This window comes from Bradyrhizobium sp. CCBAU 51745 (assembly GCF_028128715.1).
GTDB classification, from domain to species: Bacteria; Pseudomonadota; Alphaproteobacteria; order Rhizobiales; family Xanthobacteraceae; genus Bradyrhizobium; species Bradyrhizobium manausense.
Genome location: NZ_LBJP01000003.1, coordinates 269,575 through 295,574 on the forward strand (window position 1 = coordinate 269,575; position 26,000 = coordinate 295,574).

The window sequence follows — 26,000 nt, forward strand, 5'->3', positions numbered from 1 at the left end:
GTAGGGTGGGTTAGGCAAGCAGATGCGCGGAAGCGCATCTGCTTGGCGTAACCCACCTCTTCAGCTTCGGCAGATAAAGGAGTGGCGGGTTACGGCTTCGCCTAACCCACCCTACACACTAAATTCACTGATCAGGAAGTGCCCAGCGAGTTGATGTCGGTAACCACATCGGCGCCAGGCACAAACCTGACCAGGCCGGATTTGATCGCATATCCGCCCACCATGACTTTCGGACGAGCGCCGGCCGGTAAATCTCCGACAAGGGCGGAGATGGCCGCCACACCGTCGAGTTGTTGGGGCAAAGCCATCGAAATCAGCAATGCTTTGGGCGCAGCTTTGAGAATGTGCTGCGGCAGGTCTTGCAAATCGAGATGGTTGACGACGGCTGGTGTGCAGATGCCGCGACTTTCCAACCAAAGGGCAAGAATGCGGATCGCCAGCGTATGAGTATTGCCCGGCGCGTTCATGAGAAAATACCGTGGCACGCCTGCTCGACGTCGTGTCCGACCCCGCTGCATGCTGGCTTCGATCAACTCGATCACGCGCTCGCTAAAGACCGTGAACTCGTGTTCGTCCGCAACGGTGACGGTGCCGGAACGCCACTGTTCGCCGATCTTGTAGAGCAGCGGGGTCAGAATTCCGAGGAGGATATCAACGGGCCTAAAGTTGGCGGCCATCGCTTCTTTAACAAGCTGCCGAGCCGAAGGAATATCATTCCGTCGCCCTGCATCGTAGAGTGAATCGTAAACACGGCGGAGAAACTCGGAGTGCCTGACGACTTCGCTTGCGAATATATCGGGGTGGTCGGACTCGCACCTTCGGCAGAGGCCGTAAGTGACGGAACAATCCTCATATGGCGAGGTTTCGCCTTGAAATTGCTGACAGTATGAGCACCACTTCAGCATTGGCGTGAGCACCTCATCTGAACATGCGAACCGACACGTGCTGGTGAAACTCACATGCGCCGCGACGCGTCAGGGATCGACGATTGCGGCGGACTCGCGCCGGCCCCCATCATGCGTTGAGCAATGATGGCGTAAACCTTGCGCCAGGCTTGTTCCAGCTCATCGGTCCAATGCGACCCAAGACCACGCGCAAGGCACCATAGCAGTGCTTCGCCGACGACCGGATAGTGCTCAGGTTTTACGCCATAGCGCAGATGATTGCGGCCAAGCAAGTCGGCGCCTGACAACAGCCCGGTCGCCTGATCGAGACTGCCAACCAGCACCGCCAGCTTCGAGATAAAATCTTGCTTCAGGATGCTGATGTCCTCCGGAAACATTGGCCGGAATTCCGGGGCAAGCTCAAATATGCGATCGTAGAACGCGGTCGTCATGTCGGTGGCGTTCGCGAACACCATGTCGAACGAGGACTTGACGCTGACGATCTCCTCTGCGGTCAACATCGTGATTCCAACTATAACCAATCTACGGACTGCGCATATGCCGAAATTCGACGGAGTGCGGACTCATAAATCCCTGGACTCGGAATCCTAGGACTCGGGTCGCCCGACACCGGCCAGCATACTTGCCACCATTAGTGTCGGCAAATGCTAGCAGATCGCATTCAGCACCGTCTTGATTTCGGCACCGAACAACTTCATTTCGGGATAAGAACTGCAACGAATGTGCCAGACCGGAAGATACCCCAACGAAGCCGCCAGCTCCCTGGTCACCATCGAGGCTCATGCGATGGCTCGCTCACTGCGGTAGAAACGCTGCGATTGATCCGGTCGGCTCGGCACCGGCTGCCGGCCGAGAGGATCGAGCGAAAATGAAACGAGAGGTCACGGATATGTCTGCTTCGGCCCGACCATCCTGGGCGATGAGTATCAATCCGGCGCCGCCATTTGCCACATTCAGAACAATCGGCTCGCCGCTCCATGTCTTGATCGGCTCCATTCCGATGATGAGAAATTCGCCGATAGGCTGGTCGAAATATTGGAGACGCAGTTGCGGGCCGACTTCGGCCACAGCGAGTTCAAGACCGAGTTGCTGGGCGCGTGCGTAGACGCTGGCCAAGGTCACGGTGTCGGACGTAAACCCGAGCTGCGCGGGCGACAGATCGACAAGCTCTACATGTGTCTTCCGGGAGCTAACGATGAACGTCGGCCGGGCAAGGATTTCAGCGGCCTGACCACCGACATGGCAGCCCTTGCTATCGAGCTCGTTGCGCAACGCAAGAGAGTCAGCGAAGGTACCTATTGTGATCGTCTTCCATGTCGCAACGTCGCGCCCGGCCTTGATAGGCTGTTGGGACGCTGGGGCCGAGCGCGTCTTGAGCTTCAGCTGGTTCTGCAATACATCGCGGGCCGCGCATTGAGCGGACGCGGCGCTCGCAAAGGCAATGACGCAGACCGCCGAGAATATGGAAGCCAAAACGTAGGAACAAACTCGCCTTGAATGGTCAATACGTGCCGCGCGCCGGGCTCGGCTTCCGAACGTGAACATGGGAGATGGCTTTTCTAAAAGGTTGGACAGAAAAAGCCCGCCTCCGAGTCAATGGGAAGAACGGAGGGAAATGACGTCCAATGAACATTTCCGCAGCCGACTTGGGAATAAGTCCGGAGGCGGGGCCTGTGGCCAAAGTATTCCAATTTGCAAATGGCGGGCGGCAGTCCGTAAGCCTGATAACCCGTCCGCCCCATCAGTCCTGACGGGAATGATGGCGCTCGAGGATAGCACCCGGAGCCAATCGGCTCAACGCCAAATTCGGCTGTGAGCCACAAGCTGGCGAAATCGGCGCACCGACGACTGCTTGGCTCCGGCCGTCAGGCGATGGGTTTCGCAACAGCTCAACCCATCCTACCTGCCATGTGCTGCATGATCCGGAAAAGTGCGAAGCGGTTTTCCCTCGCGACATCAACGGAACGCGTTGGCGCGGAGATCATGCTCAAACAATGACCTAAAGCGCGATAACGATTCATCCTAATCTCATCGCGCTTTAGACAACCAAATCATGCGTGAAATGGTGCTCAATGCCTCTTGCGTGATCAAGGGCGCCTGGCTCGGCGTGTGAAGCGCCAGTCGGGCCTGCATGATGCATCTGCGCCAGAGCGTCAATTTCCGCATCGTGCGGAGCATATCCAATCGTATCGGGTCCGTGGCCAGACTTAAGATGGTCGGACGCTTTGGCCTCTGCCATATCGTTCTTGAAGTGAAAGGAATCCCCTCGCTGGGGCGCAGCTGTCGCTTGCGCCGGACCGGAGGCATCGGTCGCATCGCCGTTGCTGCCAGTGTCCTGGCCCGGCGCTGCGTGCGGATTTTTGCAAGCATTCGCGTGCGGCTCGTGGACATCGTGCTGCGACTGGGCGGACTTGAGATGACTTCCGGGTCCATCGTCCGCGACGTGCTTCCCGGCAGCTGCCGAACCATGCTCCGAAGCGTGCAAATCGCGATGCGATGGCCCGGGACCGGATGTGTGCCCGGCCTGGTCGTGTTTGCCATGCTGCTTTTCGGCTGCGGCGCCGTCCTCCGACGCCTGCACATCGGCTTGCGATTTTCCATGATTTACATTGTGCCCTCGCGACTCCTGCTCGGCATGCGGCTTGCCGGCTGCGGCGCCTTGGTCCGAAACATGCAAATCGCGCTGCGCTGGTTCACGATCGGGCCCCTCTCCTGCGATCGCCCGCATGGTGTCGTGTTCGGCACGCATCGATGGGTTCGCGGCAGCCGCCTGCGCGAGGCCGCTCTGTTCGATCAGAGCATCGACGGCACCGGCTCCGATGTGAGGGGTCGCGTTGCCGTCAGCGCCATCCTCGCGCCAGGTTGCGTCGACGGTCTGAATTTCGTCATGTCTGCTGCTGCCATCGCTCTGGGCAGCAGCGAAGACGAATGTGTCACGATGTGTTTCAGGATCGAGCCAGGCCAGGGTGTCGAAGCCGCTGAGCGCCGGATCGACGGTCCCGGGACCATTGAGGGCGGCCATTTCGCTGCTGCCGCTTGCGGCAGCCGACGCATGGAGATCGTTCGGGCCATCGCCAACCTTGAACGCCTGCGCGGGACTATGAAGGAACTCGTAGATCAAGACTCCGACCGCCGTCATCAAGAATGCGCCAGCGCTGCTCAAGCCCGGCCTTGAAGATGTGAGTGTCGGCAACGTGATCGCGCCGGCGACACTATCGGAACGGGATTCGATCGGCCTGCCGGCCGTCGTCGGCGTGCCAGCTACGGAATGATCAATGCGGCCGACCTTGCCCACGGCTTTGACCGCTTTGCCCGGCGTAGTAGCCGTTTTTTGCGTGGCGATTTTAATGGTCACGACGGCGCTTGTGCCGTCTGCGGCCGTGACCGTGACGCTGTCGGTATCCGCATGATCAATTGCGGCCGCGCTCGCGTCCCTGACATCGTCGAGCGCCGCCCAGATCAGCGCTGCGAGCGCGCCGATTCCGCCGAAAAGGCGCGACAGGGCGAAGGTCGCAAGCTCGCTCCGGCTTTTGATGTCGAGCTGGGCCGATATGCGATCGAGGCGTGCCTTGATGGCGCCTGGGGCGACCTTGAGGCGGCGCGCAATCTCCTTGTTCGGCATGCCGGAGGCGACCAGGCGCATGATCTTGCGGTCCTGGTCCGTCAGCGCGGCGAGCCCATTCTCACCCAACGCGCCCTTGCGTGGCTTGCTGGCAGCCGCCCGCCCCGGGGTCGGCGCCACCAGCCTCAGGGATTGAATCAAGGTTTCGGGCTCCTCGCGCATCGGAATCGCACTGCAGGCCCCCGCTTCGATGGCAGCGGCGAGATCGCCGCGCGCAACCGACGCGGTGTAGAAGACCAGGCGCGTGGCAAGGTTTTCGGCATTGGCGACGGCGAGCATTTCAGCAGCCGTCACGTCGGAAAATCCGTCCTCGACAAGCACGACATCCGGCGTCAGCCTCCGAAGTGCGTCCAGGCAATCGGCTCCATTGATGCACGAGGCGACGATTTCGAAGTCACGCTCCGCCGCAAATAGCGAGGCAAACCCCTGCAGAACGATCGGACGGCGATCAGCTATGACGAGTCGGATAGGGAGCATCTGCGGCATCTCGTCCGGCGTTCCTAACTCGCCCGGCAACGCGACCTAGGTGCAACGACGGCACTTCAAAGAGCAGCGCGGCAACGCACGACGCTCCCGTTGGTTCCGACAGCGAGAGGTGAGGAGACTAGGTCGCGACCGAGCCGTTCCCCGCCGTCTCCAGCCGGAATGCCGCCGCGAACAGGGCGCGCGTGTAGTCCGTCTTCGGGTTCTTGAACAGCTCGGCGGCCTGGCCTTCCTCGACCACCTTGCCGCCGCGCATCACGATGAGGTGGCTGGCGAGCGAGGCGACGACGCGTAGATCGTGCGAGATGAACATGTAGGTGAGATCGCGCTTGCGCTGAAGCTCACGCAAGAGATCGACCATCTGGGCCTGGAACAACATGTCGAGCGCGCTGGTCGGCTCGTCCAGCACGACGAAGTCAGGCTCCAGCACCACCGCGCGCGCGATCGAGATGCGCTGGCGCTGGCCGCCGGAGAATTCGTGCGGGTAGCGATAGCGGGTATCGGGCTTCAGCCCGACATCCTCGAGCGCCTTGACGACGCGCGCCTCGCGCTCCTCACGCGACAGTTTTGGCTGATGCACCAAGAGGCCTTCGGCGATGATGTCGGCGACCGACATGCGCGGTGAGAGCGAGCCGAACGGATCCTGGAACACGATCTGCATGTCGCGCCTGAAGGGACGCATCTCCTTGAAGCGCAGGCCCTGGATGTCTTTGCCCAGGAAGACGATGCGCCCGTTCGAGGAGATCAGCCGCAGCAGCGCTAAGCCCAGCGTGGTCTTGCCCGAACCGGACTCGCCGACGACGCCGAGCGTCTCGCCCTTGCGCACGGCGACGCTGACGCCGTCGACCGCCTTGATGTACCCCACCGTCTGGCGCATCAGGCCGCGCTTGATCGGAAACCACACCTTGAGATCGTCGGTCGACATCACCACCGGCGCGTTCGGCTGCGGCGGCGCCGGATCCGGCTTCGGCTCGGCCGCGAGCAGATCGCGCGTATAGGGATGCTTCGGGGCCTTGAAGACCTGCTCGACCGGCCCCTGCTCCACGATCACGCCGCCCTTCATGACGCAGACGGTTTCGGCGATGCGACGGACGATGCCGAGGTCGTGGGTGATGAAGAGCAGGCTCATGCCGAGCCGCGAGCGAATTTCGGCGAGCAGCGCCAGGATCTGCGCCTGCACGGTGACGTCAAGCGCCGTGGTCGGCTCGTCCGCGATCAAGAGGTCCGGCTCGTTGGCGAGCGCCATCGCGATCATCACGCGCTGGCGCTGGCCACCGGAGAGCTGGTGCGGATAGCTCTTCAGCCGCGTCTCCGGCTCGGGAATGCCGACCTGCGTCAGCAATTCCAGCGTCCGCCTCCGCGCCTCTGCATTACTGGTCGGATTGTGCAGCTGGATGATCTCGCCGATCTGCGCCTCGATGGTGTGCAGCGGGTTGAGCGAGGTCATCGGCTCCTGGAAGATGATGGAGATGTCGCTGCCGCGAATCTGGCGCATCTGCTGCTCGCTCCGGTCGATCAGCTCCTGGCCCTTGAAGCGGATGCTGCCCGAGGGATGCGAGGCACTGGGATAGGGCAGCAGCTTCAGGATCGACAGCGCGCTGACCGACTTGCCGGAGCCGGACTCGCCGACCAGCGCGACGCATTCGCCGCGCTTGATCTGGAACGAGACCTTGTCGACTGCAAGCGTCGTGTTGCCGCCCTGGTGGAAGGCCACCGAGAGGTCGCGGACGGCAAGCAGGGGCTGGTTGATCGCGTCCATCACGCCCTCACTTGAACGTCTTGCGCGGATCGAAGGCGTCGCGCACGGCTTCGCCGATGAAGATCAGGAGCGACAGCATGATCGCGACCGAGAAGAAGCCGGTAAAACCGAGCCACGGCGCCTGCACGTTGGATTTGCCTTGCGACAGCAACTCGCCGAGCGAGGGCGAGCCGGGCGGCAGGCCGAAGCCGAGGAAGTCCAGCGCCGTCAACGTCATCACCGAAGAGGAAACGATGAAGGGCAGGAAGGTCATGGTCGCGACCATCGCGTTCGGCAAGAGATGCCGGAACATGATCACGGCGTTCGACACGCCGAGCGCACGCGCCGCCTGGATGTATTCGAAATTGCGTCCGCGCAGGAACTCGGCGCGCACGAGGCCGACCAGCGACACCCATGAGAACAGCAGGAGAATGCCGAGCAGCACGAAGAAGCCGGGCACCAGCACCGACGACAGGATCAAGAGCAGATAGAGCGAGGGAATCGCGGTCCAGATCTCGATGAAACGCTGGAAGGTCAGGTCGATCCAGCCGCCGAAATAGCCCTGGATACCGCCGGCGGCGACGCCGACGATCGAGGAGACGATGGTGAGGCAGAGGCCGAACAGGACCGAGATGCGGAAGCCATAGATCAGCCGCGCCACCACGTCGCGGCCCTGATCGTCGGTGCCGAGCCAGTTGTATTCGAGATCACGGCAGCTCTTCAGGCCCTTCTTCTCGACCACCGACTTGCATTGGGCTTCCGTCAGCATCCAGGTCGGCGGCGACGGCGCCGGGGTCGGCAGATCGAGATTGTGGGTGTCGTAGGAATAACGGATCAAGGGCCAGACGATGCTGCCGCCCTTGTCCTTGATCAGCTTCTGCAAGTACGGATCGCGGTAGTCCGCCGCGGTCTCGAAGTCGCCGCCGAACGTCGTCTCCGAATAGGTGACGAAAGCCGGCCAGTAGAGGTGGCCGTCATATTTGATCAGGAACGGGCGGTCGTTGGCGATCAGCTCGGCGAACAGCGACACCACGAACAGAACCATGAAGATCCAGAACGACCAGTAGCCGCGCCGGTTCGCCTTGAAGTTCTCCCAGCGCCGCCTGTTGAGCGGCGACGGCACGAACGGCTTGCGCGTGATCGGCACGGCTGCGCCGAGCGGCGTCTTGGCCGACGTCTCGATCGGGGTCGGGGGGGTCGGGGCGGTCAGGGCCATCAGACCTCCCTCGCCTCAAAGTCGATCCGCGGATCGATCCACATATAGGTCAGATCGGAGATCAAATTGACCACGAGGCCGACCAGCGAAAAGATGTAGAGGGTGCCGAACACGACGGGATAATCGCGGTTGAGCACGCTCTCGAAACTGAGCAGCCCGAGCCCGTCCAGCGAGAAGATCGTCTCGATCAGCAGCGAGCCGGAGAAGAAGGCGTGGATGAAGGCGCCCGGGAAGCCCGCGATCACGATCAGCATCGCGTTGCGGAAAATGTGGCCGTAGAGCACCTGGTTCTCGCTGCAGCCCTTGGCCCGCGCGGTCATGACATATTGCTTGCGGATCTCGTCCAGGAACGAGTTCTTGGTGAGCAGCGTCATGGTCGCGAATGCGCTGAGCCCCATCGAGATCAGCGGCAAGGTGAGGTGCCAGAAATAGTCGATGATCTTCCAGTACCAGGGAAATTGCGACCAGCCATCCGAGGTGAGCCCCCGCAGCGGGAACAGGTTGAAGAAGGAGCCGCCGGCGAACAGGATGATCAGGAGGATCGCGAACAGGAAGCCCGGGATCGCGAAGCCGATGATGATCACCGCGGACGTCCAGGTGTCGAAGCGGGAGCCGTCCTTGACCGCCTTGCGGATGCCGAGCGGGATCGAGATCAGATAGGTGATCAGCGTCAGCCAGATGCCGAGCGAGATCGAGACCGGCAGCTTCTCCTTGATCAGCTGGATCACGCTGACATCGCGGAAATAGCTCTTGCCGAAATCGAAGCGGGCGAAGTTCCAGACCATCAGCGCGAAACGCTCCGGCGCCGGCTTGTCGAAGCCGAACTGCACTTCGAGCTTCTTGATGAAGTCAGGATCGAGCCCCTGCGCGCCGCGATATTTGGAGTTGATGGCATCGGCACCGGCACCAAGCTGCCCCGGCGCGCGCTGGGCAAAATCGCCGCCGCCCGAGATACGCGAGGTGCCGCCGGTGTCGGCGCCCGACAGCTGCGCGATCACGCGCTCGACCGGCCCGCCCGGCGCGAACTGCACGACGACAAAGGACACGAAGAGGATTCCGAGCAAGGTCGGAATCATCAGGAGAACGCGGCGGGCGATATAGGCGCTCATGATTATTTCGCCTGCTCGAGCTTGGCGGCCTTGGCGGGGTCGTACCACCACAGGGTCCGCTCCCCTACGCCACTCGTATAGTCGTTGAGCGCGTAACGCGGCAGGTTCGCGGGATGGCTGAACTCGTCCCAATACGCCAGCCGGTGGCTGGTATTGTACCATTGCGGCACCCAGTAGCGGCCAGCACGGAAGACACGATCGATCGCGCGGCAGGCAACCGTCAGATCTTGGCGCGTCTCGGCGGCCATCGCCTTCTCGACCAGCGCGTCGAGCGCGGGGCTGGATGCGCCGGCCAGATTGTAGGACCCCTTCGTCGCTGCTGCTTGCGAGGTGAAGTAGGTGCGCAGGCTGTCGCCGGGCGTGGCCGACATGGTGATGCGGTTGATGGCCACGTCGAAATCGAAGGATTCGACGCGGGCGCGATACTGGACGGCATCGATGAGACGCAAATTCGCATCGATGCCAAGCATGTTCAGGTTCTTCAGGAACGAGGCGTGATGCGGCTGGAACGAGGCCTCGTCGGTCAGGAACTCGATGCTGAAGACCTCGCCGTTCGGCAACAGCCGCCTGCCGTCCTTGACCGGAAGCTGCGCCTCCTGGAGCAATTGCTGCGCCTTGCGCAGCAGCGCGCGATCCTGGCCCGAACCGTCAGACATTGGCGGCACGAACGGCTCGCCGAACACTTCATCGGGCACCTGGCCGCGGAAGGGCTCGAGCAGCTTCAGCTCCTCCGGCGACGGCATCCCTTCGGCGACGAGATCGGAATTCTGGAACGGCGAGCGGGCGCGCGCATAGGCGCCGTACATGATGGTCTTGTTGGTCCACTCGAAATCGAACGCATAGTTCAGCGCTTCGCGCACTTTGGGATTCTTGAACTTGTCCCGCCGCGTGTTGAGGAACCAGCCCTGACCGCCCGAAGGTGTCTGATCGGGCACCTCCTCGCGCTTGACGCGGCCGTCCTTGATCGCCGGGAAGTCGTAGCGCGTCGCCCAGATGCGCGAGGTGAACTCCTCGCGGTAGAGATAGTTCTTGCCGGTGAAGCCCTCGAAGGCGACGTCGCGGTCGCGGTAGAACTCGTAGCGGATCACATCGAAATTGTTGCTGCCGCGGCAGACCGGCAACTCGGCGGCCCACCAATCCCTCACGCGCTCGAATTCGATGAAGCGATTGATCTCGAACTTGCCGACCTTGTAAGGGCCCGAGCCAAGCGGCGTGTCGGTCGTGGTCTCGTCGAACGTCCGGCTCGCGTAATAGGCCTTGGAGAAGATCGGAAGGCTCGCCACGTAAAGCGGCACGTCGCGCGCGCGCTTCTCGGCGAAGGTCACGATGACGGTGGCATCGTCGATGGCCTCGGCGCCCTTGACGTCGCGCATCTGGATCTGGATCAGCGGATGACCCTTGTCCTTCAGGACATTGATCGAGAAGGCAACGTCGTGTGCGGTCAGCTTCGTACCGTCGTGAAACTTCGCCCCAGGCCGCATCGTGTAGCGATAGGCGAGCTTGTCGGGAGAGATCTGCACCGACTTCGCGGCATAGCCGTACATGGCATCGGGCTCGTCACCGGCATGCGCCATCAGCGTGGCGAAGGTCAGATCCATGCCTTGTGCGCCCTCGCCCTTCAGCACAAAGGCGTTGAGCGAGTTGAAGGTGAAGAAGGACTGGTTGTAGCCCTTTGTCGACGGAATCAGCGAGAACACGCCGCCCTTCGGTGCGTCGACGTTGACGTAATCGAAATGGTGGAAATCGGCGGGATATTTGAGATCGCCGAAGGCCGAGATGCCGTGGGCCTCGGTGGGCCCCTCGGACGCCGCTGCGTTACGGAGTGCGGCGGCGCTGAGCGCGCCGCCGACACCGAGGACCAGCACATGCCGGCGTGAAAGCTGCACCATGCGGGACATGTCCTTCACGACTTCTTTGCGATCCGTGCCGCCTTGTCTGCGTCGTACCACCAGATAAACGGGAAGCCGGACTGCCCATATTTGGGCAATTCCGCCGGCCGACCGAAGCGATCCCAGCGCGCAGTGCGCACCTTCGGATAGTTCCATTGCGGCACGACGTAGTGATTCCACAGCAGCACACGGTCGAGCGCCTTGGTCGCCGCAACGAGATCATCGCGATCGGTCGCATAGATCAAGCGCTCGATCAACTTGTCGATGGCCGGATTCTTGATGCCGGCAAGATTGCGCGAACCGGCGATATCGGCGGTCTTGGACGACCAGAACTCGCGCTGCTCGTTGCCCGGCGATTGCGACTCGCCCCAGGAGTTGGTGACGACGTCGAAATCCCACTCGCGCGTCCTGTTCTCGTATTGGGTCGGATCGACCGTCCGCACGCTGACGGCGATGCCGAGCCGTTCCAGCGACGGCTTGTAGAACAGCGTGACTCGCTCGAAGCTCGGATCCGAGTTCAGCAGCTCAAGGGAAAACTGGGTGCCGGTCTTGACGTCGATCAGCTTGCGGTCGCGCACCTCGTAGCCGGCCTCCTTGAACAGGCGCAGCGCCTCGCGCAGATTATCGCGGACGGCTTCCGGGCTGCCGCCGACCGGATTGGTGTAGGGAGTCGTGAAAACCTCGGGCGGGACTTGGGCGCGCACCGTCTCGAGGATTTCGAGCTCTTTTCCCTGCGGCAGTCCGGTCGCCATCAACTCGTCGATGCCGTCGAAATAGCTGCTGATGCGCTTGTACTGACCGTAGAAGATCTGCTTGTTCATCTCCTCGAAGTCGAACGCATAGTTGAGCGCACGGCGCACGCGCGGATCGCTGAACTTGGCGCGGCGCAGGTTCGGCACGAAGGCCTGCATCACGCCCGAGCTGCGATTGGGAAATTCCTCGAGGATCACCCGTTTTTCGGTCACAGCCGGGAAATCGTAGGCGGTCGCCCAGTTCTTGGCGCTGTTCTCGGTGCGCCAATCGACCTGATCGGCCTTGAAGGCCTCGATCGCGACGGTGGCGTCGCGGAAATATTCGTAGCGTAGCTCGTCGAAATTGTTGCGCCCCACATTGGCGGCGAAATCGCCTCCCCAATAGTCCTTGACGCGTTCCAGCGCGATCGACCGTCCTGCAACGAACTCCTTGACCTTGTAGGGGCCGGAGCCCAGCGGCACTTCGAGCGTGGTCGCCGAGACATCGCGCTTCTTGCCCTGCGCGTCCGTTCCTTCCCACCAATGCTTCGGCAGGACCGTGAGCTGCCCGACGATCTGCGGCAGCTCGCGGTTGCCTGGTGCATCGAAAACGAATTTCACCTCGCGCTCGCCGACCTTCTCGGCCCGGACCACATGGCTGTAATAGGCCGAGTACATTGGGTGATGCTTCTTGAAGGCATCGAGCGAGAAGATCACGTCCTCGACAGTAACAGGCTTGCCATCATGCCATTTGGCCTCGGGCCGGAGACGATAGGTGACAAAGGAGAAATCGTCTGGGTGGCTGGCGGCTTCGGCCAGCGCGCCGTATTCGGTCGAGACCTCGTCGAGAGCGGGCGTCATGAGGGATTCGTAGATGAATGCGACGGCACCGGAGACCTGCCCCTTCACGCCGGACACGACGATATTGAAATTATCGAAGGTGCCGATGGCGATCTGGCGGGCGACGCCGCCCTTGGGTGCGTCCGGATTGACGTAGTCGAAGCGCTTGAAGTCGGCCGGATACTTGACCTTGCCAAAAAGCGAGAGCGCATGGCGCCAGGGAAGCTCGCCCGCGGATTGTGCCTCTGCCGTGCCGACGACGGGAACACCCGCTGCAGAGCCGAGGGCGGGAAGCGCAGCGACGGCCGCGCCGGTGAGCAAGAGATCGCGTCGGGTAATGGCCAAATCAACATCCCTGTCTTGAAGGAGGCTACTCCTTTAAGTTCCCAATATAGGCGAGGTTTCGACGGAACACGTTGCTTTTTCCTCATCTTGGAAGGCCGGACGGCATGTCGGATGCGGCCAAACGCCCCGATAACAACGCCGCGAGGCCCGGATACGGAAACGGCCAGGCTTTTGAAGCCTGGCCGCTTGTCCAAGATGACGTGCCGATAGGCCTTATTTCGCCGCGGTCGGGAGCGGCTTCGGGCTGTCGGAGAGGCTGTTGAGGTAGGCGATGACGTCGGCGCGCTCCGAGTCCTTCGGGATACCGGCAAAACCCATCGCGGTGCCGGGAACGGCGGCCTTGGGATTGGCAATGAACTTGTTGAGCGCGTCAAAGTCCCAGGTGCCGCCCTTGCTCTTCATCGCGGCCGAGAAGTTGAAGCCGCCGCGGCCTTCGCCGACGTGATCGCCCACAATGCCATAGAGGTTCGGTCCGACGCGGTTCGGGCCGCCCTTTTCGAAGGTGTGGCAAGCGCCGCACTTCTTGGCGGCGGAGGCGCCCTTTTCGACGGATGCGGTCTGGAGCAGCTTTTCGATCGGTTCGGACGCGGTCGGGGCAGCGCCTGCTCCGCCCTTGTCACCGGCCTCTTCCTTCACGGCGATCTCGAAGCCCGGCTTTTCCGGCATCTTGGGCGAGAACAGCGCCTGGGCGGTGAAGCTCGTCACCAGCAGAATGAGACAGGTGCCGAGTACCGCACCGAGAATCTTGTTGAGTTCGAAAGAGTCCATTTCCGGCCAGGCCCCACACCGCAATAAGGAATAAGCGGCCGGGCGGCCGCCAGGACGAGCCTCGGGAGAATCAGACGTTCCTTATTGTTTCCCCGAGTTTTGCCATTCAGATATCGGTTTGCCCGTGCTCTGGCAACCCGTATAAGCGAGCCGGCTCATCGCCCATCCCCATCCGATTTCTTGAGGCGGAAAACGCCTCGTTCCCAGGCCCTTAAACCGATGATCGATCCTCGCATCCTGGTGCTGATCCCGGCCCGCATGGCCGCCACCCGCCTGCCCGGCAAGCCGCTCGCCGATATCGCGGGCCTGCCGATGATCGTGCATGTGATGCGGCGCGCCGAAGCCGCCGGTATCGGCCGGGTGGCGGTGGCAACCGACACGGACGAGATCGCGTCCGTCGTGAGAGCCCATGGCGGCGAGGCCGTGATGACCAGCCCCGCGCACCCCTCCGGCTCCGACCGCATCCATGAGGCCATGCAGAAGCTCGACCCGGACGCGAAGGCCGAGATCGTGATCAATCTCCAGGGCGACTTCCCGACCATCACACCGCAGACCATCCGCGAGGTGCTGCCGCCCTTCGACGATCCCGGGGTCGACATCGTGACGCTGGCCTCACAGATCCACACCGAGGAGGAAGACCGAGCCCCGAGCGTCGTGAAGGCGATCGGCTCGCCGATCGGGCCGCGGCGGATGCGGGCGCTCTATTTTACCCGCGCGACCGCTCCCTACGGCGACGGACCGCGTTACCACCATATCGGTCTCTATGCATACCGCCGCGCGGCGCTGGAGCGCTACGTCACGCTGCCGCGCTCTCCCCTGGAGGTTCAGGAAAACCTGGAGCAACTCCGGGCGGTGGAAGCCGGCATGCGCATCGACATCATCATCGTCGACAGCGTGCCGCGCGGCGTCGACACGCCGCCGGATCTCGAAACCGCCCGCGGCATCCTTTCCAAATCCTGAGCCGCTGCTACAAGGCCGTCATGAGCAAGATGAAGATCGCATTCCAGGGCGAACCTGGCGCCAATTCCCATATCGCCATCGTCGAGGCCTATCCCGACGCGGAACCGATGCCCTGCGCCACCTTCGAGGATGCACTGTCGGCGATCTCCTCGGGCGAGGCCGATCTCGGCATGATCCCGATCGAGAATTCGGTGGCCGGCCGCGTCGCCGACATCCATCATCTGCTGCCGGCCTCCGGCCTCTTCATCATCGGCGAATGGTTCCTGCCGGTCCGCCATCAGCTGATGGCGATCAAGGGCACCAAGCTCGAGGACATCAAGAGCGTCGAGAGCCATGTGCATGCGCTCGGCCAATGCCGCCGCATCATCCGCAAGCTCGGGATCAAGCCAATCGTGCACGCCGACACCGCCGGCAGCGCCCGTGACATCTCCGAGCGCAAGGACAAGACCGTCGCCGCGATCGCCTCGCGCCTCGCAGCAAAAATCTACGGCCTCGACATCCTCGCCGAGGACATCGAGGACGAAGCCCACAACACCACGCGCTTCGTGGTGCTGGCGCGGGAGCCGAAATGGGCCGCGCCAGGGTCGGGCCCGCTGGTCACCACTTTTGTTTTTCGGGTGCGCAACTTGCCCGCCGCGCTCTACAAGGCGCTCGGCGGCTTTGCCACCAACGGCGTCAACATGACCAAGCTTGAGAGCTACATGGTCGACGGCAATTTCTTCGCCACGCAGTTTTACGCTGACGTCGACGGCCACCCCGAAGACAAGGGCCTGGCGTTTGCAATCGAGGAGCTGAAATTCTTCTCGCGCGAATTCCGCATCGTCGGCGTGTATCCGGGCCACCCCTTCCGCGCGACGTTCAGCGAGAAGCAGGACTGATTGCTGTGTCGTTCCGGGGCACGCGCAGCGTGAACTATGGTGCGCACTTGCGCACCTGAGAACCTCGAGATTCCGGGTTCGATGCTTCGCATCGCCCCGGAATGACAGCAGTTGTTATGCCGCCCGCTTCGGCCCCAACGCCTCGGCCAGCAGCGTATATGACTTCTTGCGCGCTTCGTGATCGTACACGGCGGTGATCACCATCAGCTCGTCGGGTTTGCTCGCATCCAGCAGCGGCTGCAGCTTCCTCTGCACGGTGGCCGGATTGCCAACGAACAGGCGCGAGCGGTTGCGCGCGATCGAGATGCGCTCGGAATCCGTATAGGGATAGGCCAGCGCCTCCTCGACACTCGGCAGCGGCAGATATTGACCGCGATCGCGGCGCAGGCGATTGAGATCGAAGGACGTGGCGAGCCTTTCGGCCTCCTCATCGGTGTCCGCCGTGATGACGGCAACCGCGAGGATCGCATGCGGGGTCGCGCGCCAGGCCGAGGGCTGGAAGCGATTGCGATAATGCACCATCGCGTCGATCGCATCATGGGACGCAAAGTGATGCGCAAAAGCGAAGCCCATGCCGACTTGTGCTGCCAGCTCCGAGGAATAATCGCTGGAGCCGAGCAGCCAGATCGGCGGCAGCTTGGTGTCGTCGGGCATCGCGACGACGTTGTGATAGGGATGGCCTGCCGGAAATTCGCGGGTCTCCCACAGGATCAACTCGTGCAGCCGCTCCAGGAAATCGTCGCCCTCACGGCGGTCGAGCCGGCTGCGCAGCGCATAGGCCGTGGCGCCATCGGTGCCGGGGGCGCGGCCGAGGCCGAGGTCGATGCGGCCGGGAAACAGCGCCTCCAGCATCTTGAAGCGCTCGGCTACGACCAGCGGGGCGTGGTTGGGCAGCATCACGCCGCCAGAGCCGACACGGATGTGCTTGGTCACCGCCGCGATCTGCCCGATCATCACGTCGGGCGCGGGGCTGGCGACCGAAGCGAGGTTGTGATGCTCGGCGAGCCAGTAGCGGACATAGCCAAGGCGATCGACATGGCGCGCCAGGTCGATGCTGTTGCGCAGCGCGACGGCCGGCTTTGTGCCCGTGGTGACGACGGAGAGGTCGAGGACTGAAAGCGGGATCATGGCGCCGTAACGTAATAGAGGACCGCGCGGCGACAATGGGCAGCGGGCGCAGATCTGGCGTGTGTCGTCCGCGAGCCCGGGCGTATGGCGAAGCCAGGAGTTGGGACAGCTCAACCGCCTGCAACATAGAATTCACCCTGCCCACCCTCAAAACGAGAGGTCCGTCAGGCCTAGAGAATGGATTATCTAATTGTTATATTTGTAAAATATTCCATTTTAGCATGCTTCCCACTCGAAGCCTATAAACTGCAGTATTGATAGCAATACTGCACGAAGTGGGCGACTTCCCATCACCGATGGGCTGTCGAGTAATCCGCCTTTGTCCTATCTTAGACCCTCCCAAGATAGACCCCGGCCGCCAGACCTTGGCGAGCCCCTGAAGTGAGTGGTGCCATGACCGAGACGACGACGCCTGCCCATACCGAAGGGCAAGACGGGCACCTGAAGCGGCCGGCGATCTCCTTCGAGTTCTTTCCGCCCAAGACGGAAGATATGGAGCGGAATCTCTGGGAGACCATCAACCGGCTGGCGCCGCTGGACCCGAAATTCGTGTCAGTGACGTATGGCGCCGGCGGCTCGACCCGCGAGCGCACCCATTCGACCATTTCCCGCATCCTCAAGGAGACCGCGCTGCTGCCGGCCGCGCATCTGACCTGCGTCGGCGCCTCGCGCGGCGAGATCGACGAGATCGTCGACCGCTACCATGAGGTCGGCGTCCGCCACATCGTAGCCTTGCGCGGCGATCCCGCCGGCGGCATCGGCACGCCCTATGCGAGCCATCCCGACGGCTATCAGAGCTCGGCCGACCTCGTTGCGGGCATCAAGAAGCGGCACGCCGATATCGAGGTGTCGGTCTCGGCCTATCCCGAGAAGCATCCTGAGTCGCGCGATTTCGACGCGGACATCGATACGCTGAAGGCAAAAGTCGACGCCGGTGCGACGCGGGCAATCACGCAAGTCTTCTTCGATAACGACTTTTACTTCCGCTACCTCGATCGCGTCCGTGCGCGCGGGATCAACATTCCGGTCGTGCCGGGCATCATGCCCATGCACAATTTCAAGCAGGCGCGCAATTTCGTCACTCGGAACGGCACCACCGTTCCCGAGTGGCTTGCCGCGAAGTTCGAGGGGCTCGACAACGATGCCGAGACCCGCAAGCTGGTGGCCGCAACCGTCGCCGCCGGCCAGGTGCAGAAACTGGCAAAACACGGCGTCGACACCTTCCATTTCTACACCATGAACCGCGCCGATCTCGTGTTCGCGATCAGCCATTTGCTCGGCATTCGCGCCAAGAGCGCGCAGAAGGCGGCTTAAGACACCATGACCGTATCCCCCTCACCCAAGCGAACCGCTCTGATCAATGCCGCGCGCGAGCGCATCCTCGTGCTCGACGGCGCCATGGGCACGATGATCCAGAACCTGCAGTTCGACGAGGCCGCCTTCCGCGGCGAGCGCTTCAAGAACTTCCATCGCGACTTGCGCGGCAACAATGACCTGCTGATCCTGACCCAGCCGCAGGCGATCGAAGACATCCACGCGGCCTATTTGCGCGCCGGCGCCGACATCGTCGCGACCAACACGTTCTCGACCACCTCGATCGCGCAGGCCGATTACGATCTCACCGACATCGTCTACGAGATGGCGCGCGAAGGTGCCCGCCTCGCTGGCAATGCCGCCCGCCGGGTTGCCGCCGAGGACGGCAAGCCGCGCTTCGTCGCCGGTGCCATCGGCCCGACCAACCGCACCGCCTCGATCTCGCCTGACGTGGCCAATCCAGGCTATCGCGCCGTCACCTTCGATGACTTGCGCAAATCCTATGGCGAGCAGATCCGCGGCCTGATCGACGGCGGGGTCGATCTGCTGCTGGTCGAGACCATCTTCGATACGCTGAACGCCAAGGCGGCGCTCTACGCCATCGCCGAGATCGCCGAGGAGCTCGGCATCGACATGCCGGTGATGGTGTCGGGCACCATCACCGACAAGTCCGGCCGCCTGCTCTCCGGCCAGATGCCGGAAGCGTTCTGGAATTCGGTGCGGCACGCCAGGCCCGTCACCATCGGTTTCAACTGCGCGCTTGGCGCCGAAGATCTGCGCGCGCATATCGCCGATATCGGCCGGGTCGCTGACACGCTCGTTTGCGCCTATCCGAATGCCGGCCTGCCCAACGAATTCGGCCAGTATGACGAGACGCCGGAATACATGGCGCGCCTGGTCGGCGAATTCGCGCGCGATGGTCTTGTCAACATCGTCGGCGGCTGCTGCGGCACCACGCCGGAGCATATCGCGGCGATTGCTGCCGCCGTCGCCCCGCACAAGCCGCGCATCGTGCCGGAGATCGCGCCAAGGCTGCGCCTCTCCGGCCTCGAGCCGTTCGTGCTGACCGATGCGATTCCGTTCGTGAACGTCGGCGAGCGCACCAACGTCACCGGCTCCGCCCGCTTCCGCAAGCTCATCACATCAGGCGACTACACCGCGGCGCTGCAGGTCGCGCGCGACCAGGTCGAAAACGGTGCGCAGATCATCGACGTCAACATGGACGAAGGGCTTCTGGATTCGGAAGCCGCGATGGTCACCTTCCTCAACCTCGTCGCCGCCGAGCCCGACATCGCCCGCGTGCCTGTCATGGTCGACTCGTCGAAATTCTCGGTGATCGAGGCCGGCCTGAAATGCGTGCAGGGCAAGCCGGTCGTGAATTCGATCTCGATGAAGGAAGGCGAGGAGAAATTCATTCACGAGGCCAAGATCGCGCGGCGCCATGGCGCGGCCGTCGTGGTGATGGCATTCGACGAAGTCGGTCAGGCCGACACCTTCGCGCGCAAGACCGAGATCTGCAAGCGCGCCTACGACATCCTCGTCAATCGCGTCGGCTTTCCGCCCGAGGACATCATCTTCGATCCGAATATCTTTGCGATCGCGACCGGGATCGAGGAGCACAACAATTACGGCGTCGACTTCATCGAGGCGACGCGATGGATCCGGCAGAACCTGCCGGGCGCGCATATCTCGGGCGGCGTGTCGAACCTGTCGTTCTCGTTCCGCGGCAACGAGCCGGTGCGGGAGGCCATGCATTCGGTGTTCCTGTATCACGCCATCAAGGCCGGCATGGACATGGGCATCGTCAATGCCGGACAGATGATCGTCTATGACGATATCGATCCCGAGCTGCGCCAGACCTGCGAGGACGTCGTCCTCAACCGCGATCCCGGCGCCTCCGAGCGCCTGCTGGCGCTCGCGGAAAAATTCCGCGGCAAGAAGACGGAAGCCAAGGAAGCTGATCTCGCCTGGCGCGAATGGCCGGTGGAGAAGCGGCTGTCGCATTCGCTGGTGCATGGCATCACCGAGTTCATCGAGCAGGACACCGAGGAAGCCCGCAAGAATTCCTCGCGACCGCTCGACGTGATCGAGGGCCCGCTGATGGCCGGCATGAACGTGGTCGGCGACCTCTTCGGCGACGGCAAGATGTTCCTGCCGCAGGTGGTGAAGTCCGCCCGCGTCATGAAGCAGGCCGTTGCGTATCTGATGCCGTTCATGGAGGAAGAGAAGGCGCGCAACCTCGCCAGCGGCATCGGTGGCGCGGCGAGTTCGTCGGCCGGCAAGATCGTGCTGGCGACCGTGAAGGGCGACGTCCACGACATCGGCAAGAACATCGTCGGCATCGTGCTCCAGTGCAACAACTATGAAGTCATCGACCTCGGCGTGATGGTGCCGGCGGCGAAGATCGTCGAGACCGTGAAGGCGGAGAAGGCCGACATCGTCGGTCTCTCCGGCCTGATCACGCCCTCGCTCGACGAGATGGCGTTCTTCGCCGGCGAGCTGCAGCGCGAAGGCCTCAAGCTGCCGCTGCTGATCGGCGGCGCCACGACGAGCCGCGTGCATACGGCCGTGAAGATCGACCCGAGCTATCGCGCCGGACCCGTGGTGCATGTCAACGACGCCAGCCGCGCCGTCGGCGTCGCCTCCTCGCTGCTCTCGCCGGAGAAGCGTGAGGCTTATGCGGCCGAAGTGCGCGCCGAATACGCCAAGATCTCCGAGGCGCATCTGCGGGCGCAGGCCGACAAGAAGCGGCTGAAGCTCACTGATGCGCGCGCCAACCGCGTGCCGGTCGATTTTGCCAAGAGCAAGCCGGTGAGGCCGACCTTCCTCGGCACCAAGAGCTTCGACGACTACGACCTCGCCGAGCTCGTCCCCTATATCGACTGGACGCCGTTCTTCCAGACCTGGGAGCTCGCCGGCCGCTTCCCCGCCATCCTCAAGGACGACAAGGTCGGCGAGGTCGCGCGCTCGCTCTATGACGATGCGCGCAAGATGCTCGACACCATCGTCAAGGAAAAATGGTTCCGCGCGCGTGCCACGATCGGCTTCTGGCCGGCAAATGCGCAAGGCGACGACATCGTGCTCTATGCCGATGATAACAGGACCAAGAGCATCGCGACGCTGCACACGCTGCGCCAGCAGCTCGAGAAGCGCGAGGGCCGGTTCAACGCGGCGCTGTCCGACTTCGTCGCGCCCGCGGGCGTGCCCGACTATGTCGGCGGCTTCGTCGTCACCGCCGGGATCGGCGAGGACGCGGTCGCCGACCGCTTCAAAATGGCCAATGACGACTACTCCTCGATCCTGTGCAAGGCGCTGGCCGATCGGCTCGCCGAAGCGTTCGCGGAAGCCATGCATGCCCGGGTGCGCCGCGAGTTCTGGGCCTATGCGCCTGACGAGGCGCTCTCCAACGAGGATCTGATCCTGGAAAAATATCAGGGCATCCGCCCCGCGCCCGGCTATCCCGCCCAGCCCGATCACACCGAGAAGGCGACGCTGTTCGAGCTGCTCGATGCCGAAGCCACCGCCGGGGTGAAGCTGACCGAGAGCTTTGCGATGTGGCCGGGCAGCAGCGTATCGGGGCTCTATTTCGCCAGCCCCGAGAGCTATTATTTCGGCGTCGGCAAGATCGAGCGCGACCAAGTCGAGGACTACGCCGCGCGCAAGGGCATGAGCGTCGCGGAGGCCGAGCGCTGGCTCGCGCCGGTGCTGAACTACATCCCGTCGCAGCCGGCGAGCGATAAGGCCTTTGCCGCAACGCCCGCCAACGACGAGATGTCGAAGGATCTCGCCTCGCATCCGCCGGGCTGCACCTGCGCGGTGCATCTGGTCTGGCAGAAGAAGCGCGCGGGGGCGGGGTAGGCGCCAGGATCGCAAAACGCGAAACAACCCCATGCACAGTAGGGATGGGGTTGATCGGGTTATACGATTTCGTTTTTACGGAAAATCGCTTGCTCCGTCGGGCAAAACAGCTGTATGAGGGCAGGATCGGGTATGGCGCGTGATGCCCACCGCCGTCATTCCGGGGCGCGCCCCTTGGCGCGAGCCCGGAATCCATTTGTCCTCATCACCCGCCGCACAATGGATTCCGGGTTCGCGCTACGCGCGCCCCGGAATGACAGCGTGACCCTTACCCCTTCGGCGGCGCCAGCGGCTGCACGATCTCCTTGAACGGGGCCAGCGCTTCGCAGCGATCGGCATGGGCTGCGAGGGCCGGATAGCGCGCTGCGTCGAACAGGTCGGGATGCGCCTCGCGGGTGAAGCGGACGACGCAGGCGACCGCAATATCGGCATGACCGATGCGCGCCTCCAGCCAGTACGGCGTCGTCACCTTGGCGCGCTCGGCTTCCAACACCCCAAGCACGTCGCCGATCTGCGCCCGGCAACGCTCGACCCATAGCGCCAGCTGCTCCTTCCGCAGCACGCGCTCATAGAGCAGGCTGACCGCCTTGTCGCCGAGGCCGGTCGCCAGCGCGCAGATGCGCAAATGCTTGCGCCGCTCGACGCCGCTCCGCGGCAGCATCGCCTTGTCAGGCCCGACGAGCTCGTCGAGATAATCCAGGATGATCGTGCTTTCGATCAGCGCCTCGCCATCGTCGAGCACCAGCGTCGGCACCCGGCGCAAGGGATTGTACGGCGCGATTTTGTCGGCATCGCCGAAGGTCGACCACGGCTTGTGCTCGAAGCCAAGCCCGTAGAGCCGCAGCGCAATCGCGACGCGGCGGACGAAGGGGGAATCATATTGGCCGATCAGGAACATGGTTCTCGCTCTTCTCTGTCGTTGGACAAGGCAGGGCCGATCAGTCTCCACGACAAGATCGCAGCAGCGCAAGGAAAATCCTCGACATGCAGCATTGCATCTGACGCAACGGCGCCGGGACAATTTCTCCCGAATGCGCTATCAAGGACGGCATCATGACAGCACCATCAGACATCAATCGCGAGCGGATCGCTGCGACCGAGGCCGTCATCCGTCCGCATATCCGCCGCACGCCGCTGGTCCAGGCCGATCTCGCCGAATTCGGCCTTCCGGCCGCGCCCGTCACCTTCAAGCTCGAAATGCTGCAGCATTCCGGATCGTTCAAGGCGCGCGGCGCCTTTGCCAATCTGCTGCTACGGCAGGTGCCGCAAGCCGGTGTCGTCGCCGCCTCCGGCGGCAATCACGGCGCGGCCGTCGCCTATGCGGCGCAACAGCTGGGGATTCCCGCAACGATTTTCGTTCCTGACATCACCTCGCCCGCCAAGGCCGAACGGATCAGATTCTATGGCGCCGAGCTCGTGATCGCAGGCAACCGCTATGCCGATGCGCTCGCGGCCAGCGAGGCGCATGTCGCGCGGACCGGCGCGCTTGCCGTTCACGCCTACGACCAGGCTGAAACGTTGCTCGGCCAGGGCAGCGTTGGCCTCGAGCTGGAGCAGGACGCCCCCGAGATCGACACGCTGCTGGTGGCCGTCGGCGGTGGCGGCCTGATCGGCGGCATCGCGGCGTGGAGCGCGGGCAGGACGCGCATCATTGCCGTTGAGCCCGAGCTGTCGCCGACCTTGCATGACGCGTTCGCAGCAGGCGCCCCGGTCGACGCGCCGGCCAGCGGCCTCGCCGCCGACAGCCTGGCGCCGCGGCGCGTCGGCGAATTGATGTTCCCGATCGCGCGCGCTCATGTCGAGGGCGTCGTCCTCGTCAGTGACGATGCAATCCGGCAGGCGCAGGCCGCGCTGTGGTCGACCTTGCGTCTCGTCACCGAACCCGGCGGCGCGGCCGCGTTCGCCGCGCTGCTCTCCGGCCGCTATCGTCCGGAGCCGGGCGAGCGCATCGCGGTGCTGGTTTGCGGGGCGAATACGACGGCGGTGAATTTCGAGGGCTAGCGATGGGCGACGACGCTGACCTTCGTCATTGCGAGCGCAGCGAAGCAATCCAGACTGTCTCCACGGAAAGGCTCTGGATTGCTTCGCCGCGCTCGCAATGACGGTGGAGGCAGCGCGTAGCCCGGATGCAACGAAGTGCAATCCGGGATCTCACAACCCGATCGAGAGTCCCGGATTTCGCTTCGCTCCATCCGGGCTACGAAGCCACGCTGTGTGACATCGACTGTGAGCGATACCCAACGGCAACAGCCGGGCGTTTTGGCAGTCCCCTCGCCTGAACTCTGCCTTGCCGAACAAGATGTCGCATGGTTCAGTCCGGGGAACCCCGGGGGGAGGTCGATGAATCGGCAGTTGGCGACAGCTTTTGGCGTTGCGCTCACGGCGATATCGCTGACCGGCGGCACATTCGCCGCCGACCTGCCGCTCAAGGCGCCGGCGAAGCCCGTCGCTTTCAACCCGTTCTGGGCGGAGGTCGACTATCTCGCCTGGAGCGTGACCGGAGACAAGCTGCCGGCGCTGGTGACGACGACGCCGGTCGGCACGCCGCTGGGCATCGCCGGCGCGCTCGGGCAGCCGACCACGACCGTGCTGTTCGGCAATTCCAGCGTCAACACCGACTGGCGTTCGGGCGGACGCGTCACCGCCGGCTATTGGTTCGAACCGCAGAGGAGAAGCGGCGTCGAGGCATCGTTCTTCGGGCTGGAAAATATCGGGACTGGCTTTGCCGCCGACACCGGCACCAATCCGATCCTGACGCGGCCTTTCAGCAACGCGCTGACGGGACTTCCCGACACGCTGATCGCAAGCTTTCCGGGCGTCGCCACCGGCAGCGTCAACGCCAACGAGACATCGCGCCTGCTCGGCGCCGGCGCGCTTTATCGCCAGGAGTTCGCCCTGTGGAGCGGACAGCGCGTCAGCGCGCTGGTCGGCTATCGGTACTTGCGCGCCTCCGACACGCTGTGGATCACCGACACCGCGAGCAGCCTTGTCTTCGGCACATTCACGCCGACGGACTATTTCAAGGCGGCGAGCAATTTCCACGGCCTCGATCTCGGCCTTGCCGGTGACTGGCGCAACGGTCCGTGGTCGCTGGAGTGGCGCGGCAAGGTCGCGCTCGGCGCGGTCATCGACACCGCCGACGTGTCGGGCTCGGCGGTTTCGACCATCGCCGGCGTCACCACGACGGCGCCGGGCGGCTTCCTCGCACTCGCCAGCAACAGCGGCCATTTTTCACAGACCAGATTCGCCGCGGTGCCGGAGCTCTCGCTCAAGGCGGGCTATGAGATCGCGCCCGCCTGGCGCCTGACCGTCGGCTACGACGTGCTGTACTGGGCCGGCGTGCAGCGCGCCGGCGGGCTGATCGACACCACCGTCAATCCAAGCCTGATACCGCCAGGCCCGCCCGCGGGCCCGACCCGGCCACTGCCGGTGATGAACACGACGAACCTGCTCGCGCAGGGATTTAGCTTCGGCGTGCGGTATAATTATTGAGGGCGCGGTAGCTGCGCTCGCAATGACGGTGTGGATACAGTTGCGATCTATTCGATAACAGGCACGTGCTTCGCCGCATCGCGCGGCACCGTGCCATCGATCCGCGGATCGTCCGCCACCTCGATCTGGCGCCGAAACGGAATGAATCCGGAGCGCTGATAGAACGCGACGGCCGAGGGATGATCGAAGGTGCAAGTGTGCACCCAGACGCGCTGCACGTCGCCGGACCAGGCCCGCTCCAGCGCGCGGTTCATCAGGAAGCGGGCGGCGCCGGTGCCGATCAAATTTGCCGTGACACCAAAATAGACCAGCTCGCATTGTCCGGGCTGACGGAAATCCAGCTCCAGCAGGCCTTCGTCGCGACCGTCGGCGACGAGAGCATAGACCTCGATGCTTGCGGCGTGGATGACCGCGGCGAGCTCGGTGTCGCTCATCAACGCTCGCGAGCACCACAGCCAGTCCTCGCCGACGCGGCGGTAAAGATCGCGGTACCAGGCAAGCGCTGGCGCATCGACCTTGCGCAGGGTCCACGCGCCGGGCGGATCATCACGGCGGGAGGGCGGCGTGGTCATCTCGAGATGGGTGACAACGGCGGCGATCTTGCCGGCGGGGACGTCGGAATAGCCGTCGGGGAGGATCATAGGGGATTCCTGTGGGCCGAGCGCTAGCCAAGCATTCTATGTCGTCCCGGCGAAGGCCGGGACCCATACGCCGCAGCAGATGT

At 63.4% G+C, this 26,000-nt stretch carries 19 protein-coding genes; 6 read left to right on the top strand and 13 right to left on the bottom strand.

Translation table 11 applies throughout. From position 1 onward, the window contains the following. Positions 1–131: 131 nt before the first annotated feature. The 10 genes from XH98_RS04030 to XH98_RS04075 form a co-directional block, all read right to left on the bottom strand. Entirely contained in the window at positions 132–905 is a 774-nt protein-coding gene (locus tag XH98_RS04030; RefSeq protein ID WP_271603754.1) for a cobalamin B12-binding domain-containing protein, read from the bottom strand. A 50-nt stretch (positions 906–955) separates the two neighbouring features. Beyond that, entirely contained in the window at positions 956–1,360 is a 405-nt protein-coding gene (locus tag XH98_RS04035; RefSeq protein WP_333931541.1) for a globin domain-containing protein, read from the bottom strand. Between the two features lie 340 nt (positions 1,361–1,700). Next, positions 1,701–2,450 (bottom strand): hypothetical protein, encoded by a 750-nt coding sequence (locus XH98_RS04040; RefSeq protein WP_271617853.1) that lies wholly within the window; start codon positions 2,448–2,450, stop codon positions 1,701–1,703. 493 nt (positions 2,451–2,943) lie between these two features. Next, positions 2,944–4,806, bottom strand: a complete 1,863-nt coding sequence (locus XH98_RS04045; RefSeq protein WP_271617854.1) for a LuxR C-terminal-related transcriptional regulator — start codon at positions 4,804–4,806, stop codon at positions 2,944–2,946. A gap of 325 nt (positions 4,807–5,131) precedes the next feature. Beyond that, entirely contained in the window at positions 5,132–6,769 is a 1,638-nt protein-coding gene (locus tag XH98_RS04050) for an ABC transporter ATP-binding protein (RefSeq protein WP_271617855.1), read from the bottom strand. 7 nt (positions 6,770–6,776) lie between these two features. Further along, positions 6,777–7,964: an ABC transporter permease gene (locus XH98_RS04055; protein WP_271617856.1), complete on the bottom strand. Its 1,188-nt coding sequence runs from the start codon at positions 7,962–7,964 to the stop codon at positions 6,777–6,779. Then, positions 7,964–9,073, bottom strand: coding sequence for a microcin C ABC transporter permease YejB (locus XH98_RS04060; RefSeq protein WP_057759478.1), 1,110 nt, complete (start codon positions 9,071–9,073; stop codon positions 7,964–7,966). The genes XH98_RS04055 and XH98_RS04060 overlap by 1 nt, the downstream gene beginning before the upstream one ends. A 2-nt stretch (positions 9,074–9,075) precedes the next feature. Then, positions 9,076–10,962, bottom strand: coding sequence for an extracellular solute-binding protein (locus XH98_RS04065; RefSeq protein WP_271603748.1), 1,887 nt, complete (start codon positions 10,960–10,962; stop codon positions 9,076–9,078). Positions 10,963–10,976: 14 nt separating this feature from the next. Further along, a complete protein-coding gene (locus XH98_RS04070) occupies positions 10,977–12,878 on the bottom strand; it encodes an ABC transporter substrate-binding protein (RefSeq protein ID WP_271603747.1) in 1,902 nt (633 codons plus the stop codon). A 213-nt stretch (positions 12,879–13,091) separates the two neighbouring features. Beyond that, entirely contained in the window at positions 13,092–13,646 is a 555-nt protein-coding gene (locus XH98_RS04075; protein WP_271603746.1) for a c-type cytochrome, read from the bottom strand. Between the two features lie 219 nt (positions 13,647–13,865). On the opposite strand from XH98_RS04075, the gene XH98_RS04080 reads away from it, so the two are divergent. Beyond that, positions 13,866–14,606 (top strand): 3-deoxy-manno-octulosonate cytidylyltransferase, encoded by a 741-nt coding sequence (locus tag XH98_RS04080; protein ID WP_271603745.1) that lies wholly within the window; start codon positions 13,866–13,868, stop codon positions 14,604–14,606. 20 nt (positions 14,607–14,626) lie between these two features. Next, on the top strand, positions 14,627–15,484 hold the full coding sequence (locus tag XH98_RS04085; protein WP_057759485.1) for a prephenate dehydratase: 858 nt from the start codon (positions 14,627–14,629) through the stop codon (positions 15,482–15,484). Between the two features lie 114 nt (positions 15,485–15,598). Here the strand turns inward: XH98_RS04085 and XH98_RS04090 are convergent, their stop codons facing one another. After that, complete coding sequence (locus XH98_RS04090) at positions 15,599–16,612, bottom strand: LLM class flavin-dependent oxidoreductase (RefSeq protein WP_271617857.1); 1,014 nt, start codon at positions 16,610–16,612, stop codon at positions 15,599–15,601. Between the two features lie 393 nt (positions 16,613–17,005). On the opposite strand from XH98_RS04090, the gene metF reads away from it, so the two are divergent. Both metF and metH read left to right on the top strand, forming a co-directional pair. Next, positions 17,006–17,926 carry a methylenetetrahydrofolate reductase [NAD(P)H] gene (metF, locus tag XH98_RS04095; RefSeq protein ID WP_271617858.1) on the top strand — a complete coding sequence of 307 codons (921 nt, stop codon included), beginning with the start codon at positions 17,006–17,008 and terminating at the stop codon, positions 17,924–17,926. A 6-nt stretch (positions 17,927–17,932) separates the two neighbouring features. Continuing rightward, positions 17,933–21,784, top strand: a complete 3,852-nt coding sequence (gene metH / locus XH98_RS04100) for a methionine synthase (RefSeq protein WP_271617859.1) — start codon at positions 17,933–17,935, stop codon at positions 21,782–21,784. A gap of 268 nt (positions 21,785–22,052) precedes the next feature. Here the strand turns inward: metH and XH98_RS04105 are convergent, their stop codons facing one another. Next, positions 22,053–22,682 (bottom strand): glutathione S-transferase family protein, encoded by a 630-nt coding sequence (locus XH98_RS04105; RefSeq protein WP_271617860.1) that lies wholly within the window; start codon positions 22,680–22,682, stop codon positions 22,053–22,055. A 155-nt stretch (positions 22,683–22,837) separates the two neighbouring features. Here XH98_RS04105 and XH98_RS04110 point away from each other — a divergent pair, with 155 nt between their 5' ends. Continuing rightward, on the top strand, positions 22,838–23,785 hold the full coding sequence (locus XH98_RS04110) for a threonine/serine dehydratase (RefSeq protein ID WP_271617861.1): 948 nt from the start codon (positions 22,838–22,840) through the stop codon (positions 23,783–23,785). A 339-nt stretch (positions 23,786–24,124) separates the two neighbouring features. After that, complete coding sequence (locus tag XH98_RS04115) at positions 24,125–25,276, top strand: BBP7 family outer membrane beta-barrel protein (protein WP_271617862.1); 1,152 nt, start codon at positions 24,125–24,127, stop codon at positions 25,274–25,276. A gap of 47 nt (positions 25,277–25,323) precedes the next feature. Here the strand turns inward: XH98_RS04115 and XH98_RS04120 are convergent, their stop codons facing one another. Then, on the bottom strand, positions 25,324–25,917 hold the full coding sequence (locus XH98_RS04120) for a GNAT family N-acetyltransferase (protein WP_271617863.1): 594 nt from the start codon (positions 25,915–25,917) through the stop codon (positions 25,324–25,326). Positions 25,918–26,000 lie beyond the last annotated feature (83 nt).